Here is a 14,687-nt window from a genome sequence, read left to right on the forward strand (position 1 = left end):
TCAGCCGCCGACCTGCGCGAGATTGCGGGTCGCGCCCGGATCGTTCCGGTGCAGAAAGTGGGCTGCCGCCTTGCCGAGCAGCCCACTTTTCACCCTCGCGCGCAGTTCCGGAATGTCGGCATCGTCCTGAAGAAGATCGCGCAGGTCGAGGCCGCCGTCGCCGAACAGGCAGAGGCGCAGTTTGCCGCGCGCCGTCACGCGCAGCCTGTTGCAGGTATCGCAGAAGCCGGGGGCATAGGGCGCGATAAGGCCGATGCGCCCGGCATGGTCGGGCCGGGTATACTCGACGGCCGGCCCGTCGTCGAACCGCCGTTCCGCCCGGCACCAGCCGTTCGCCTCAAGCCATTCGCGCAGCACGGAGCCGCCCACGTGGTGGGCGGTGAAGTAGTCCGCGTTGTCGCCGGTGCGCATCAGCTCGATGAAGCGCACGGAGACAGGACGACGCCGGACGAAATGCGCCCAGTCGTCAAAGCCCTTGGCCGCCGTTTCCCGCAGCAGCACTGCGTTGACCTTGACCGACGGCAACTGCATACCGATAGCCAGATCGACCCCCGCGAGCACGTCCGCCAGACGGTCGTGCCCGGTTATCGCGTGGAAATCGTCCGCGACGAGGGAGTCGATGCTGACGTTGAGATTGGTGAGCCCGGCCGCGCGCCACTCAGGCAGCCTGTGGCGGAGGTTCCAGCCGTTCGTGGTCAGCGCGACCTTGTCGATGCCGGGTGTGGCGGCGACGGCCGCGATGATGTCGGCCAGATCCTTGCGCACGGCGGGCTCTCCGCCCGTCAGCCTGATCTTGGACATGCCGAGGCCGGCAAAGGCGCGCACGAGCCGGGTGATTTCCGCCACCGTCAGATATGACGCCGGGTGTGCCTCGTCGGCCTTGCGCCAGCCGTTCGGCAGGCAATATGTGCAACGGAAGTTGCATACCTCGGTGATGGACAGGCGAAGATAGTGAAACCGGCGCCTGTGACCGTCCAGCAAGGCTGGCGGCTGAAAATTCATGGAAGCTCCTTTCCAATCGCGGGAGGCGCACGGGTTTCCCCACGCACCCTTTGGCCCGGCAGGGCCCGGCCCCGTATCCGTGGCTCGCGCTTTAGGACGGGGGGCTCGGAGCAGATGCTGAAATCACTCTAGTCGACAGCGAAGACGAAGGCTTTGACGGTTCGCGTTCCGGCGGTTGACTGTCATCAATGCCACCCATGGCTTATGACAGTCGGGAGCGCGGAGCACCCTCCCCGGCTCTACAGCGGGAGAAAGGATACTTCCTGCCCTTCGGGCAGCACACCCGCCCCGGCGGCGCGCCGGATGAGAATGCGGCTGACGCCCAGCGCGGCCTGCGCGCTGGAGTCCTGATTACCGACGAAAACGGCCCTGCCTTCGTGCAATTGCCCGCGATAGAACGTCTCGCGGTCGCCCACTTCCGGCGCGTTCTCGCCGAGGCGGGCGCTCTGCCACTGCCACGCCAGGCCGGCCCCGCGCCCGGACAGGCCCGCCACCAGCGGCGCGAGGAAGAGCCGCGCCGTCACCAGCGCCGATCCCGGATTGCCGGGCAGTCCCACGACGAGGCGCGCGCCCGCGCGGCTCATCCACACCGGCTTGCCGGGCTTCATGGCGACTTTCGAGAACACCGGCTGCATCGCATGTCCGCGAAACATGTCGCGCGCGTAGTCACGCTCTCCCACCGAGGCGCCGCCGGTCACGACAACGATGTCGCTGCATGCCAGCGCCTCGTCCGCGCCCGACTCCAGCGCTTCGAGCGTGTCGGGAATGCGAAGGCGCAGAACGACGGCACCGCCGAACGCTTCCGCCAGCGCCGCGATCCCGACGGACACGCTGTCGGGCACCGCCCCCGCCCGCAGATGCGCGGTGCCGGGCACCGCCAGTTCGTCTCCCGTCGCGAGAATGGCAATGCGGGGCTGGCGTACCGCACACACCTCGCCAACGTCCGCGCCCGCGGCGGCGATCAGCGCCTGCGGCGTGAGCACGATACCGGCCGGCAATATCGCCTCGCCGGCGAAGAAGTCCGACCCGACGGGACGGATATGCCTGCCGCCCGACGGCGTCCGGTCAAAGAAGGCCAGCCCGTTCGACTGGCCGACCTGCTCCTGGATGACGACGCGGTCGAAGCCGGGCGGCACGACGGCGCCCGTGAATATCCTGACGCAGGTTCCCGGTCCCGCCCGCTTGCCGAAGGGCCGGCCGGCATAGGATTCCCCGGCCACGCGCAGCTTGACCGGCGCCTGCGCCAGATCGCTGTCACGGACGGCATAGCCGTCCATGGCTGAGGTCGGGAACGCGGGCGCGGTGCGCGGCGCGACGACCGGCCGGGCAAGCACGCGGCCCGCCGCCCGGTCGAGCGGCACCTGTTCCGTGGCAAGCGGTTGCGACAACTGCCGGACCAGGGCCACGGCTTCGTCGAAGGAAATCATGATCCCGCCCGCCAGTCCCCGGAGCGTCCGCCGGATTTCGAGACAAGACGTATCCCGTCTATCGTCATTTCGCGGTCGAGCGCCTTGAGCATGTCATAGAGCGTCAGGCAGGCGACGCTGACGGCGGTGAGCGCCTCCATTTCCACGCCCGTGGGGCCGTTGGTGCGGGTTTCGGCGCGCACACGGAACCCCGGCGCCGTCTCCTCCGGCTCGATGGTGACCTTCGCCTTGGTCAGAAAGAGCGGGTGGCATAGCGGGATCAGCTCCGCGGTGCGCTTGGCGCCCATGATGCCGGCAATCTCGGCCGTGGTGAGGACCGCGCCCTTGGGTGCGTGCCCGGCAAGCACGGCCTCGACGGTCTCCGGCTGGCAGTGCAGCACCCCCTCGGCAACGGCGGTCCTGTCGGTCTGCGGCTTGTCGGAAACGTCGACCATCCGCGCGCGGCCCGCCTCGTCGAGGTGGGTCAGGCCCGCCTCTCCCGCCACGTCAGTCATAGGTCCGCCGGTGATAGGTCCGCCGGTCATGGGCATATTCCCCTGTAGCGCGGAACCTGCCCCACCAGCGAACACGGACGGAAACGGCTGTCGAGTTCCTGCGCCAGCACGCCGTCCCATGCATCGCGGCAGGCGCCGGTGGAGCCGGGAATGCAGAAGATGAAGGCGTCGCCGATCTGCCCCGCCAGCGCCCGCGACTGCAAGGTGGATACCCCGACCGTGCCGAGGCTGAACTGATGGAACACGACGGCGAAGCCCTCCATGTTCCGCCGCAGCAGCGGCGTGACAGCCTCCGGCGTGACGTCGCGCGGCGAGAAGCCGGTGCCCCCCGTGGTGAGGATGATGTCGATCCCCGGATCGCCGGCCCATGCGCCGACGACGGCACGGATGGCGTCGATATCGTCGGTCACGATCCGGCGATCCGCCAGCACATGCCCCGCCGCCTGCAGCCGCGCCGCCAGCAGGCCGCCCGACGTGTCATTCTCCACGGAGCGGGTGTCCGACACCGTCAGCACGGCGATATTCAGGGGATGGAACGGTAGAGATTCGTCGATGCCAGCCATTCATTCGCTCCAGCGGGACCGGTCGTCGTGGTCCCTGTCCGTCGGTTCGATCCACCGCGCGCCGTCCGGGCCCACTTCCCTTTTCCAGAAGACAGCCTCGGTCTTGAGGCGGTCCATCATGTAGTCGGCGGCCTGAAAGGCCTCGCGGCGGTGTGCCGCCGCCGCCGCGACGAAGACGATCGGCGCGCGCACGGGCACGATGCCGCACCGGTGCACGATGGTCGCCGCGACGATGCCGAACCGGCCCAGCGCATCCACGCCGATGTCGCAGATCGAGCGCTCGGTCATGCCCGGATACCAGTCGAGTTCGAGATAGTCGAGCGCCGCGCCCGCCGCTCCCCGCGCCCGGGCCACGCCGGTGAAGGAAACGACCGCCCCGGCCTCCGCCGCCGCTGTCGCGAAGCGGGCGAGTTCAGCGGCCGGGTCGATGGCCTGTTCCGAGAGACGAAACGGCTCCATCCGTCAGCCCCCGGACACGGCGGAAAAGAACGCGATCTCCTGCCCGGGCAGCACCGGCGTGTCGTCGGTCGCCGCCACCTTGTCGACCGCCGCGCGGGTGCCTGCCCCGAACGGGGACGGCGCGTCCGGAGAGCCGAATGCCGCCTCCAGCAGGCCGCGCAACTCACCGATCCGCGTCCCCGAAGCCGGAATCGCGACCACGGCGCTTCTGCCGCACCGGTCCGACAGGCGGCCGAAAAACAGCACGGTCACGGACGCTTCCTGAAGAACGTTGGACATGGGCCCCCATCGGAACATCGCTAGAGAGCGCGCGATCCGACGGAATCAGATTGCGCTCTAAATCCAATATTTTACCGCAACTTGCATTCAATTCGACGGATGGACTTGAATGCAACTGCTCTAGCGCCGGACTTGTGCCGGGAGCATCGTGCAGCTCGTCTTTTCATAGCAGGGTGCGGCGCGAGACTGCTTGTCGGTAATCAAGCTCGGACATGATACAATTCAAATTGGAAGCATCAGCGCGCCATGTGCGCCAACCCGTTCTGCGGCAGGCACAATCAGGCGGCGGCGCCGCGAAGGGGATGACGAGTCGGGGGATGACGGATCGCGCTGCCGCGGGCTGCCGCCGTCCGTCAGCCGGCCCAGTCGCCGACGAAGTGCCCGAGATGCAGCTCCATCAACTCTGCGACCTTGGCCTCGTCACCATCGACGATAGCGTCGAGTATTTTCTGATGTTCGAGAGCTGAATCGACCAGTTTGCCGTTGCTCGAAAGCTGCCTCAGGCCATACTGCCGGCTCTGGTCGCGAAGGTTGTCGATGATCGAGACCAGTTGCTCATTGTCGAGCACGTCAAGCAAGCCGAGGTGAAATCTGCGGTCGGCATCAAGGTATCCGACGATATCGCCAGCTTCGGCGGAGGCGGTAATCTCGGCGGCGATGCGGGAAAACTCGGCAAAGCGCGGCGCGATCTTCTCTTTTATCCTCGCGAGCTTCGCCATCGACGGCACTTCGAGCATCATGCGCAGATCATAGATGTTGCGGCGCTCGCGGTCGCTGAGAGGAACGACCCGGAAACCGCGGTTGCGCACCGTTTCCATCAGGCCCTGATTGACGAGCGTGAGCATCGCCTCGCGCACCGGGCTGTTCGATACGCCAAGTTCCGCCGCCAATGCAGCGGCAGAGTAAATCTCGCCCGGAACCAGGTCACCCGAAATAAGCCGAAGCTTCAAGACTGCAAGAGCCTGCTCTCTCAGGTTCGTTTGCTGAAGCTGGTTTACTGCCACGATAATCACGCCGCCATCAGGTAACTTGCTGCTTATATGTTACATGCTACCATCCCGGCCTCAAGTCAAGCTCACGCGCTGCGCACGCCGGCGTCCCCCTTCTCCTTTCCTGACAGGGCAAGGGAGGCCATTGACAAAAATCGGTAACCGATAACATCCTATCGGCAAGAATGCGCATTCACGGCCTTCAGGGCCGCCCTTCCCTTCGGCGAGAAGGAAACGCTCATGCGTTCCAGAGTTTCCATCCACGTTATCGGTTGCCACGCTGAGGGAGAGGTCGGCGATGTCATCGTCGGGGGCGTGCTGCCGCCGGCGGGCGCCACGATGATGGACAAGATGATCGCGATGGAGCGCGATCACGACAACATCCGCCGCATGCTGATTTGCGAGCCGCGCGGCAGCGTCGCGCGGCATGTCAACCTGATCGTGCCCCCAACCCGGGAGGATTGCGTAGCGGGTGCGATCATCATGGAGCCGACGGAATACGTGCCAATGTCCGGCTCCAACACGATCTGCGTCGCCACCGTGCTGCTGGAGACGGGCATGGTGCCGATGCACGAACCCGAGACGCGCTTCAGGCTCGACATGCCCGGCGGTGTCATCGAGGTTCGGGCGCTATGTCGCGACGGCAAATGCGTCTCCGTGACCTTCCGCAACGCACCCGCTTTCGCGGAACGGCTGGATGCGCCGCTCGAACTCGCAGGCTACGGCACGATCGGCATCGACATCGCCTATGGCGGCATGTTTTACGGCATCGTCGACGCCAGGGCGCTGGGTTTTTCCGTCACGCCGGACGAGGCCCGGGACCTCGGGATCCTCGGCGAGAAGATCCGCGTCGCCGCGCGCGAACAGTTCGAGGTGGTCCACCCGCTGTTCAGCCATGTGCGCGGCGTGTCCATCGTCCAGTTCGCCATGCCATTCCAGGGGCCGGGAAAGGTCACGCGCAATACCTGCATCGTTTCGCCGGGACGGTCCGACCGCAGTCCGACGGGCACGGGCACGTCCGCCCGAATGGCGGTGCTGCAGGCGCGCGGCCTTATGAAGACGGGAGACGTGCTGATTCACGAGTCGATCATCGGCTCGCATTTCACGGGACGCATCGAAGCATTGACCGAGATCGCCGGACGGAAAGCAATCATACCGGAAATCACCGGGCGTGCCTGGATCACCGGCGAGCATTCCTACTATCTCGATCCGACGGATCCTTACCCGGAAGGTTATGTGCTTTCCGATACATGGGGTGTTTCCACTTCATTGAAGCAATAAGCGGGGCGCGCCCGTATCGGGTAGGTTTCCGCAACCAGAGGGATAACGAATGAAAATCGAGGCGATTGATGTCTTTGGTTACGTCCTGACCTATGCCCACGGCGAGTATGTGATGTCGAATGGCAGGGCCGCCGTATCCCAGCCCTCGACACTTGTCAGGCTGCGAACGAATACCGGCCTTGAAGGCTGGGGCGAAGCATCGACACTGGGCGGAACCTACCTCCCCGCATTCGCCGGGGGAACGCGGGCCGCGATCCGGGAAATCGCGCCCACGCTGATCGGACTCGATCCGGCCAACATCTCGCTGGTCAATCGCGCCATGGACGGCGTCCTGCTCGGGCAGCAGAGCGCCAAGAGCGCCATCGATATCGCGTGCTGGGACATTCTGGGCAAGTCTTGCAACATGCCGGTTTCGGCGCTGCTCGGCGGCGTTCTGCAGGAGTCCTTTCCGCTTTACGAGGCCGTACCGCTCGCCTCCCCCGAGGAAATGGCGGATTTCGTCCAGAAAAGGTCCGCCGCGGGCATCCGCAGATTCCAGGTCAAGGTCGGCAACGATCCCTATGACGACATCGCGCGGACCCGCAGCGTCGCGGCGCATGCCGGCGGCGACGCCGTCGTCATCGCGGACGCGAACGGCGGCTGGAACCTGCAGGCGGCGCTCATCGCGGTACGCAACCTCGCGGACCTCAACATCTACATCGAGCAGCCCTGCCGCGACACGGCGGACTGCGCGATCGTGCAACGTTCAAGCACGCTGCCGCTCGTTCTGGACGAGTCCGTCGTGAACACCGCAGAACTGTTCCGCGCGAAATACGAGGCCGGCGCCGGCTCGGTCAACGTCAAGCTCGGCCGGCTGGGCGGCATCACGGGCGCGGCGCGGATACGGGCGGCGGCGCAGGATCTCGGCATGACGATGTGCATCGAGGACGTCTGGGGCGGCGACGTGGCGACCGCGGCCATTTCCCATATGGCCGCCAGCACGGCGCCGGAGGCGCTGCTTCACGCATCCTTCTTCAACGACTGGACGAACGAGCACGTCGCCGGCTACCTGCCGCGCTCCTCGGCGGGACGCGGCTCCGCGCCAACTGGCCCCGGACTTGGCATCGAGGTCGATGCCCGGAGTCTCGACGCGCCGCTTTTCAGCATCCACTGACGTCCGCGAAGCTTCGTGCAGCTTGTGTTGTTATATGTAATATGTTACCGGCTACCCGTCATTGCAACGCTGCATCTGGCCCAGCCGCATCTGGCCCACGCACATGCCGCCCGTACGGAAGCGACGGCGAAGGGCGGCGGGAGCAATGATCCGGGCGGGCGCCGGGGTTTTCCGAAACACGCCTTCCAAGCCTTTGCTCGTATACCCGATAAGGAGACCTTGCATGACGACAAGTATTTTTTCCGGCTGCATGCCCGCGTTGATGACGCCGTGCAAGGAAGACCGCAGCCCCGATTTCGACACGCTGGTTCGGGACGGGCAGGAACTTATCTCGGCGGGCATGTCCGCCGTGATCTATTGCGGTTCCATGGGCGACTGGCCCCTCCTGACCGACCAGCAGCGCATGGAAGGGGTAGAACGTCTGGTGAAAGCGGGCGTGCCGGTCGTTGTCGGCACCGGCGCGGTCAACACGGCTTCCGCCGTGGCCCATGCCGCCCATGCGCAGCAAGTCGGCGCGAAGGGCCTGATGGTCATTCCCCGCGTGCTTTCCCGCGGTTCGTCGGCGGCCGCGCAGCGCAACCATTTCAAGGCGATCCTGTCGGCGGCGCCGTCCATCCCGGCCGTCATCTACAACAGCCCCTACTACGGCTTCGCGACCCGCGCCGAGCTGTTCTTCGCCCTGCGGGCCGAGCATCCGAACCTCGTCGGCTTCAAGGAATTCGGCGGCCGGGAAGCGCTGACCTACGCGGCCGAACACATCACGAGCCAAGGCGACGGGGTGACGCTTATGGTGGGCGTGGACACGGCGGTGGTCCACGGCATCGTCAATTGCGGCGCCGCGGGCACGATCACCGGCATAGGCAATGTGCTGCCGCGCGAGGTCCTGCACCTTTGCGCGCTGTCCCACGCGGCCGCCAATGGCGATGTGGACGCGCGGGTGCGGGCTAAGGAACTCGAACAGGCGCTGGCCGTTCTTTCATCCTTCGACGAAGGCACGGACCTTGTCCTCTTTTACAAGCACCTGATGGTCCTGAAGGGCAAGCGGGAATACACCCTCCATTTCAACGCGAGCGATGAGCTTTCGGCAAGCCAGCGCGGCTTTGCCGAAGCGCAACTGAAGTTGTTCGAGAGCTGGTATGCCGGGTGGAGCAGGCAAACCGGCGCCGTCGAGAAATATCGCGCGTGAGAAACGTCGCCTCTGATTAAGAACCTCTGAGTAAAAGGGGGCGGTGGCATCAGATTTTCTGTTCGCCGCTCCATCGTGGCAGTTGCACGTTCATGAACGAGCGCGCGCCGTCGCCAGCGGTTCAGGAAAGCCCGGCGGTATTCCGGAAGGAGGCGGCAGGCGGGATCACGCCGTTCTCGCCCGCCCAGGCGATCACGCGGGCGGCGACCTCCTTCCCCTTCTGCTCGTAGATCAGGAGATGGCAAAGGCCCTCGGCCAGATCGTAATCCGTGCGTGCGGGCGCCAGTTTCTGCCATAGCCACGCGCTGTACACCAGGGCCGGAGCCACCAGCCTGTCCTCGCTGGCGGCTATCAGAAGAAGCGGCGCCTGCCGGGCCGGCGGCCAGAGGAACGTGCCAAGACCCACCGCCGCCTCGCCGTAGATTCGTCCTGGGCTCGGCACAAGGCGGTCATAGATCTCCCTGCGTGTGTCGGGCGGCAGGGTGTTGGCGACGCGCGTATCGAACACGTCGCGCGCGACGTCATAGGTCTGGCTCCAGCCCCGCCAACCCGCCCCCACGAGCAACGCCGATCCGAAGGAAACGGGGTCGGGCCAGAGCCCGGCGAAGGGCGCGGGTGAAAGCACCGCCCCGGCCGCGCCGAGACCGCGCGCCAGCAACAACTGGACGACAAGCCCGCCGAAGGAATGGCCGACCAGCAGCGGTGGTGTGTCGAGCCCCGCGACAATTTGCGCGTAATGCTCGGTGATCTCACCCACCGAGAGTGCGCCAAGCTGCGGGTCAGGCGCAGCGCGCAGTTCCGCCTCCGGCTTGTCCAACCCGGGCCAGGCCGGCGCAAGCGTTTGAAAACCCGCGTCCTCGAACGGGCGGCGGAACGCATCCCAGCAGGACGGCGTGACCCATGCCCCGTGAATAAAGACAACCTCAGGTTGCTTCAGGCTCTCATTAAGATGCTGCATCGCTTGACGAACCGCCTCCGCCGTTCGGGCACGCCCATGCAGAATCCGTTCCATGGCGCCCTTTCGCTGCGGGAAGATTGCATCAACAAGATGCGGGGTCAAACGCCTTGTCGGCAGCACACACACTTTCCCGCGCTCTCGCCGTCCGCGGCCGCAGCCCGCGCCCCGCCGCCATCGTGCCGGCTTCTCATGCGGTCACCACATGGCGGACATGCCTGCGCCTCCCTTCCATTTTGCGCTGCAACATCTTAAATACCGCAACAGCGAAGGAGAAATGAAGATGGCAATACTTACGGCCCACCACGCAGACAGGCAGTGGCTTCAGGGCATCCTTGCCACGCTGTGGGAAGGCGTCAAGCTGTTCAGCGCGGCACGCGAATGCGCCGTGGCAGTCAATGCGCACCGCCGCCCGTCGTCTAAGGCGCTGCAGACTCTCGGCATCGACGAAGCGGACTTCTGCGAGATACTCAAGCGTTCTTGAGACACCTCATATCGGCACGGACGGCTCGCGAGAGCCGTCACGCATAGGCGGCAATGGCGCCGTATGTATGCCCGGTCGTCATCGGCCGGTATCTTAACCCGAGACGGGCAGTCTGACGGCTGCCTCGAAGCTGGATTACTTGCCTAGTCGCCGTAAGCGCCAAACGGGCGCGCCGGCGATGGCCAGGCCGAGTCCGCTACCGTCAGCTTTCCGCCACCATGCTCGAAGCGGCTGGGCGAACAGCCCAGCATCCGAGGCTGCACGACGCGGCAATGCGGGGTCAAGCCCCGTCTACAGCCCGGTCGAGCGCGGCGATATCAATCTTCCTCATCGTCATCATGGCCGCCATGGCGCGTTTCGCGCGGGCGGCATCGGGATCCTTGACCAGCGCCATGAGGCGGCGGGGCACGATCTGCCAGGACAGTCCCCAACGGTCCTTGAGCCAGCCGCAGTCGCTTTCCCTGCCACCGTCGGCGATCAGGGCATACCAGAGGCGGTCGGTCTCGGTCTGATCGTCGGTCATGATCTGGAAGCTGACCGCCTCGGTGTGCGGAAACTGTGGGCCGCCGTTGAGGCCGAGATAGGAATGGCCGGCCAGAGTGAACTCCACGGTCAGCACCATGCCCGCAGGCCCGGACGGGGTGTCGACAGGGCTGCGCATGACCGCATCGATGCGGCTGTTGGGCAGCAGCGAGGTATAGAGGGTCGCGGCCTCCTCGGCGGCGCCGTCATACCAGATACAGGGAACGATCTTGTCGCTCATCGTGTGGTCTCCTCGCGGGCGTTGGTCTCGAAGATGATGCCGGGCGTGATCTTCATGACAGTGCCACGTTCCCCGGCGGTCACGCGGGATCAAGGGCGAAAGAGCCGGTACGCACGGGCCCTGCACGCTCATAAGTTGAAATGACGACACCGGTGGTGGAGTTCCTGCTGCCGGTCAGTTTCAGGCCGATATCCTTCGTGCCCTCATGAAACAGGCGCTTTCCCGCCCCCAGCAGCACGGGAAAGGTCAGGAGCGTGAAGCGATCGACGAGATCTGCCGCCAGCAGCGACTGGATCAGATCGGAGCTGCCCTGCGTCAGCAGATCGGGACCGTCCTCCGCCTTGAGCCGCCGCACCGCGTCCGCGCCATCGGGACCGATGGCACGGCTGTTGCTCCATGCGAGCGGGCCGGGGCTGCGGGTCGCCACGTACTTCGTCATGACGTTCAGGCTGTCGGCGAAGGGGTCGTCCTGAACGCGGGGCCAATGAGCGGCGAAGATGTCGTAGGTCTTGCGGCCGAGCAGCAGGGCAATCGGCCCCTCGAACAGGCGACCCATAACTTCGCCCGTCACCGCATCGAAGTGCGGCACGATCCAGCCACCGTGGGCGAAGCCGCCCGACGTGTCCTCCTCCGGCCCGCCCGGCGCCTGCATCACGCCGTCCAGACTGAGGAAAGCGGCAACGGTGAGCCTGCGCATGTCAGCCTCCCTCAGACTGGACGAAGGCTTCCGGTCCCTGTTCGGCGGCGGCCGGGTCCATCCACATCACTTCCCAGATGTGCCCATCCGGATCGGCATAGCTGCGGCCGTACATGAAGCCGTAGTCCTGAACGGCGTTCGGGTCGGCCTTGCCGCCTGCCCTCGCGGCAGAGTCGACGGTCGCATCCACCGCGTCGCGGCTGCTCTCCGAGACGCAGATCAGCACCTGGGCGCTCTTGTGCGCGTCGGGAATCGCCCGGTCAGTGAACGTCGCCCACTTCTCGTGGGTCAACAGCATGGCATGGATGGTTTCCGAAAACACCATGCAGACAGCGGTATCGTCCGAGAACTTCGGATTCAGGGTCCCGCCGACAGCCTCGTAAAAAGCGGTCGACCGGGCAAGATCCGTTACCGGCAGGTTGACGAAGATCATCTTGGGTGTAGCGGTCATCGTGGTTTCCTCCTCGTGGATTTGCAAACCATAGAGCGATATGTTAGAAATAACAACTATGAAGTTAGAAAAAATAACTGAACGATCCCGGCGCTATGACGATGCCTGCGGAACGGCCCACGGACTGGAGCTGCTGGGAGAACGCTGGACGCTGCTGATTGTTCGCGAGCTGATGCTCGGGCCGAGACGCTTCAGCGATCTGAGGCGCGATTTGCCGGGCCTGAGCGCCAACGTGCTGACCCAGCGGCTGGAGACGCTGGAGGCAAACGGCGTGGTGCGGCGGCGGACGCTGCCCCCGCCGGCCTCGGTGCAGGTCTACGAGCTGACCGACTGGGGCTACGAGGCTGAGCCCGTCATCCAGACGCTCGGCCGCTGGGCTGTGCGCTCGCCCGGCCACGATCCGAACCAGCCGATCAGCGCGGTCTCGATCATGCTGTCGTTCCGCACCATGTTCGCTCCGGGCGTGCGGCCGGGCTTCGACGCGGCGATCGGCTACCGGACGGGCGAGCAACGGTTCCGCATCGCAGTTGCGCCCGACAGGCTGACGGTGCGGCGCGTGGAAACGCTCGACGATACCGACGTCGTGTTCATCGGCTCGCCAGAGGCGTTGGGCGCCGCCGCCTACGGGCCGGGGCTGGGGGCCATGGAGGCGCAGGGAGCGCTACGCATAGAAGGCTCGCGCGAGATCGCCGAACGCTTCCTGGCCCTGTTCGAACTGCCGCCGAAGGCAATGGTCCCAAGCGCGTTCCGATCAAACGGAGTCATTTGATCGCCAAGAATTCAATCAATATCAAAGAGATAGATCATCTGCAAAGATCGCGTATAAATAAGGCGGCAAGCAGGCCGGGCGCCTGTCGCGAGAAGCGGCGGCGGAAGCGGCATCGGGGAGGCTCATGCAATATATTCTGGCGATAGATCAGGGCACCACGTCGTCCCGGGCCATCGTTTTCGATGCGCAGGCCAGCGTCGTCGGCACGGCCCGGCAGGAATTTCCGCAGATCTACCCGGCGTCTGGCCTCGTGGAGCACGATCCCGAGGACCTCTGGCGCACGGTGGTCCAGTCGGCGCGCGAGGCCGTTGCACGGACGGGGATCGATGTGGCGGACATCGCCGCCATTGGCATTACCAATCAGCGGGAAACCACCCTCGTCTGGGATCGCGCCACCGGCAAGCCCATCCATAATGCCATCGTCTGGCAGGACCGCCGCACCGCGCCCCTCTGCGCCGCGCTGCGCGACGCGGGCCACGAGCCGCTGATCAGCAGGACTACCGGCCTGCTGCTCGACCCCTATTTCTCCGCGACCAAGCTGCGGTGGATCCTCGATCATGTCGACGGGGCCAAGGCGAAAGCGGCACGCGGCGAACTCGCCTTCGGCACCGTCGACAGCTTCCTGATCTGGCGTCTCACAGGCGGGCGCGTGCATGCGACGGACGCCACCAACGCCGCCCGCACCATGCTGTTCGACATCCGCCGGGGCGCGTGGGACCATGACATCTGCAACCTGCTGGACATCCATCCCTCGCTGCTGCCGCAGGTGTACGACTGCGCCGCCGACTTCGGCGAGACGACGGCGGACCTGCTGGGGCGGGCCATCCCGATTGCGGGCGTCGCGGGAGACCAGCAGGCGGCGGCCCTGGGGCAGGCGTGCTTCACGCCCGGCATGATGAAGTCGACCTACGGCACGGGTTGTTTCGCGCTTCTCAACACCGGCGAGCGCGTCGTGGAAAGCCGTCACCGCCTGCTGACCACCATCGCCGCGCAGATCGACGGCCGGCGGACCTATGCACTCGAAGGATCGATCTTCGTGGCCGGCGCGGTGGTGCAATGGCTGCGCGACGGCCTCGGCGTGATCGCGAGCGCGGGCGAGGTGCAGGGGCTGGCCGAGTCCGCCGACACGACGCAGGAGGTGGTGTTGGTGCCGGCCTTCACCGGGCTCGGCGCCCCCTACTGGCGGCCCGATTGCCGGGGCGCGGTCTTCGGCCTGACACGCAGCACCGGGCCGGCGGAGCTGGCGAGGGCGGCGCTCGCCAGTGTCGGCTTCCAGACGCGCGACCTGCTGGAAGCGATGGTGGCCGACTGGGCCGAGGAGACAGGAACCGCAACGACACCCGTGCTGCGCGTGGACGGCGGCATGAGCGCCTCCGACTGGGCCATGCAGTTTCTCGCCGACATCACGGGCGCCGTCGTGGACAGGCCGCAGTTTCAGGAGACGACAGCCCTGGGCGTCGCCTGGCTCGCGGGCATGCGTACCGGCCTCTATCCGGACGCGGAGACCTTCGCGAAACACTGGGCGCTGGACCGCAGCTTCCTGCCGCGGCTGGCCGCCGAGGTGCGGGACGAGCAGTACCGGCGCTGGAAAAAGGCCGTCGCGGCGGCAATATCCATGGAAAATGACGGGTAGCGGCGGCGCTGCTGCGCACCGTCTTTACATTTCTTCACATCGGCCGGCAACGGCGGAAACACTCCTCGCATAGCCTCTTCCCGTCGCGGCAATCGGGCCGCA

General features: G+C 65.8%; 17 protein-coding genes and 1 riboswitch. Of the genes, 6 read left to right on the forward strand and 11 right to left on the reverse strand.

The genetic code is table 11. From position 1 onward, the window contains the following. The 7 genes from moaA to ACFFJ7_RS16260 all read right to left on the reverse strand — a co-directional run bounded on the left by moaA (window position 1) and on the right by ACFFJ7_RS16260 (window position 5,228). Window positions 1-1,002 carry a GTP 3',8-cyclase MoaA gene (gene moaA, locus ACFFJ7_RS16230; RefSeq protein ID WP_377593694.1) on the reverse strand — a complete coding sequence of 334 codons (1,002 nt, stop codon included), beginning with the start codon at window positions 1,000-1,002 and terminating at the stop codon, window positions 1-3. Next, a riboswitch (molybdenum cofactor riboswitch) is annotated at window positions 992-1,125 on the reverse strand. It overlaps the preceding gene by 11 nt. A 116-nt stretch (window positions 1,126-1,241) precedes the next feature. Continuing rightward, window positions 1,242-2,429, reverse strand: a complete 1,188-nt coding sequence (locus ACFFJ7_RS16235; protein ID WP_377593697.1) for a molybdopterin molybdotransferase MoeA — start codon at window positions 2,427-2,429, stop codon at window positions 1,242-1,244. After that, entirely contained in the window at window positions 2,426-2,953 is a 528-nt protein-coding gene (moaC, locus tag ACFFJ7_RS16240) for a cyclic pyranopterin monophosphate synthase MoaC (protein WP_377593699.1), read from the reverse strand. Before moaC ends, ACFFJ7_RS16235 begins: the two co-directional genes overlap by 4 nt. After that, window positions 2,950-3,486: a molybdenum cofactor biosynthesis protein B gene (gene moaB / locus ACFFJ7_RS16245; protein ID WP_377593701.1), complete on the reverse strand. Its 537-nt coding sequence runs from the start codon at window positions 3,484-3,486 to the stop codon at window positions 2,950-2,952. Before moaB ends, moaC begins: the two co-directional genes overlap by 4 nt. After that, a complete protein-coding gene (locus tag ACFFJ7_RS16250) occupies window positions 3,487-3,945 on the reverse strand; it encodes a molybdenum cofactor biosynthesis protein MoaE (protein WP_166955525.1) in 459 nt (152 codons plus the stop codon). It lies immediately after the preceding gene. A 3-nt stretch (window positions 3,946-3,948) separates the two neighbouring features. Further along, window positions 3,949-4,224 carry a MoaD/ThiS family protein gene (locus ACFFJ7_RS16255; RefSeq protein ID WP_208394319.1) on the reverse strand — a complete coding sequence of 92 codons (276 nt, stop codon included), beginning with the start codon at window positions 4,222-4,224 and terminating at the stop codon, window positions 3,949-3,951. Between the two features lie 353 nt (window positions 4,225-4,577). After that, a complete protein-coding gene (locus ACFFJ7_RS16260; RefSeq protein ID WP_377593705.1) occupies window positions 4,578-5,228 on the reverse strand; it encodes a GntR family transcriptional regulator in 651 nt (216 codons plus the stop codon). 225 nt (window positions 5,229-5,453) lie between these two features. Between ACFFJ7_RS16260 and ACFFJ7_RS16265 the strand changes: the two genes are divergently transcribed. From ACFFJ7_RS16265 to ACFFJ7_RS16275, 3 genes are all read left to right on the forward strand, one after another. Then, window positions 5,454-6,494, forward strand: coding sequence for a proline racemase family protein (locus tag ACFFJ7_RS16265; RefSeq protein ID WP_166955528.1), 1,041 nt, complete (start codon window positions 5,454-5,456; stop codon window positions 6,492-6,494). Window positions 6,495-6,543: 49 nt separating this feature from the next. Beyond that, the gene (locus tag ACFFJ7_RS16270) at window positions 6,544-7,647 is read left to right on the forward strand and encodes a mandelate racemase/muconate lactonizing enzyme family protein (RefSeq protein WP_377593708.1); all 1,104 of its coding nucleotides are present in this window, start codon (window positions 6,544-6,546) and stop codon (window positions 7,645-7,647) included. A 223-nt stretch (window positions 7,648-7,870) separates the two neighbouring features. Then, window positions 7,871-8,833: a dihydrodipicolinate synthase family protein gene (locus tag ACFFJ7_RS16275; RefSeq protein WP_377593711.1), complete on the forward strand. Its 963-nt coding sequence runs from the start codon at window positions 7,871-7,873 to the stop codon at window positions 8,831-8,833. Window positions 8,834-8,954: 121 nt separating this feature from the next. Here ACFFJ7_RS16275 and ACFFJ7_RS16280 read toward each other — a convergent pair whose 3' ends face one another. Continuing rightward, the gene (locus ACFFJ7_RS16280; protein ID WP_377593712.1) at window positions 8,955-9,791 is read right to left on the reverse strand and encodes an alpha/beta hydrolase; all 837 of its coding nucleotides are present in this window, start codon (window positions 9,789-9,791) and stop codon (window positions 8,955-8,957) included. Between the two features lie 280 nt (window positions 9,792-10,071). Here ACFFJ7_RS16280 and ACFFJ7_RS16285 point away from each other — a divergent pair, with 280 nt between their 5' ends. Then, window positions 10,072-10,272 carry a hypothetical protein gene (locus ACFFJ7_RS16285; protein ID WP_166955265.1) on the forward strand — a complete coding sequence of 67 codons (201 nt, stop codon included), beginning with the start codon at window positions 10,072-10,074 and terminating at the stop codon, window positions 10,270-10,272. A gap of 280 nt (window positions 10,273-10,552) precedes the next feature. On the opposite strand, the gene ACFFJ7_RS16290 is transcribed toward ACFFJ7_RS16285, so the two are convergent. The 3 genes from ACFFJ7_RS16290 to ACFFJ7_RS16300 form a co-directional block, all read right to left on the reverse strand. Next, entirely contained in the window at window positions 10,553-11,035 is a 483-nt protein-coding gene (locus ACFFJ7_RS16290) for a VOC family protein (protein WP_166955537.1), read from the reverse strand. Window positions 11,036-11,114: 79 nt separating this feature from the next. After that, complete coding sequence (locus ACFFJ7_RS16295; RefSeq protein ID WP_377593715.1) at window positions 11,115-11,732, reverse strand: dihydrofolate reductase family protein; 618 nt, start codon at window positions 11,730-11,732, stop codon at window positions 11,115-11,117. Between the two features lies 1 nt (window position 11,733). Next, window positions 11,734-12,183, reverse strand: coding sequence for a VOC family protein (locus ACFFJ7_RS16300; RefSeq protein ID WP_377593717.1), 450 nt, complete (start codon window positions 12,181-12,183; stop codon window positions 11,734-11,736). A gap of 58 nt (window positions 12,184-12,241) precedes the next feature. Here ACFFJ7_RS16300 and ACFFJ7_RS16305 point away from each other — a divergent pair, with 58 nt between their 5' ends. Beyond that, window positions 12,242-12,952, forward strand: a complete 711-nt coding sequence (locus ACFFJ7_RS16305) for a winged helix-turn-helix transcriptional regulator (protein ID WP_377593719.1) — start codon at window positions 12,242-12,244, stop codon at window positions 12,950-12,952. 124 nt (window positions 12,953-13,076) lie between these two features. Further along, entirely contained in the window at window positions 13,077-14,585 is a 1,509-nt protein-coding gene (gene glpK, locus ACFFJ7_RS16310) for a glycerol kinase GlpK (RefSeq protein WP_377593722.1), read from the forward strand. The last annotated feature ends 102 nt before the right edge of the window (window positions 14,586-14,687 follow it).

Source organism: Pseudochelatococcus lubricantis (genome assembly GCF_042432495.1).
GTDB classification, from domain to species: domain Bacteria; phylum Pseudomonadota; class Alphaproteobacteria; order Rhizobiales; family Beijerinckiaceae; genus Pseudochelatococcus; species Pseudochelatococcus lubricantis.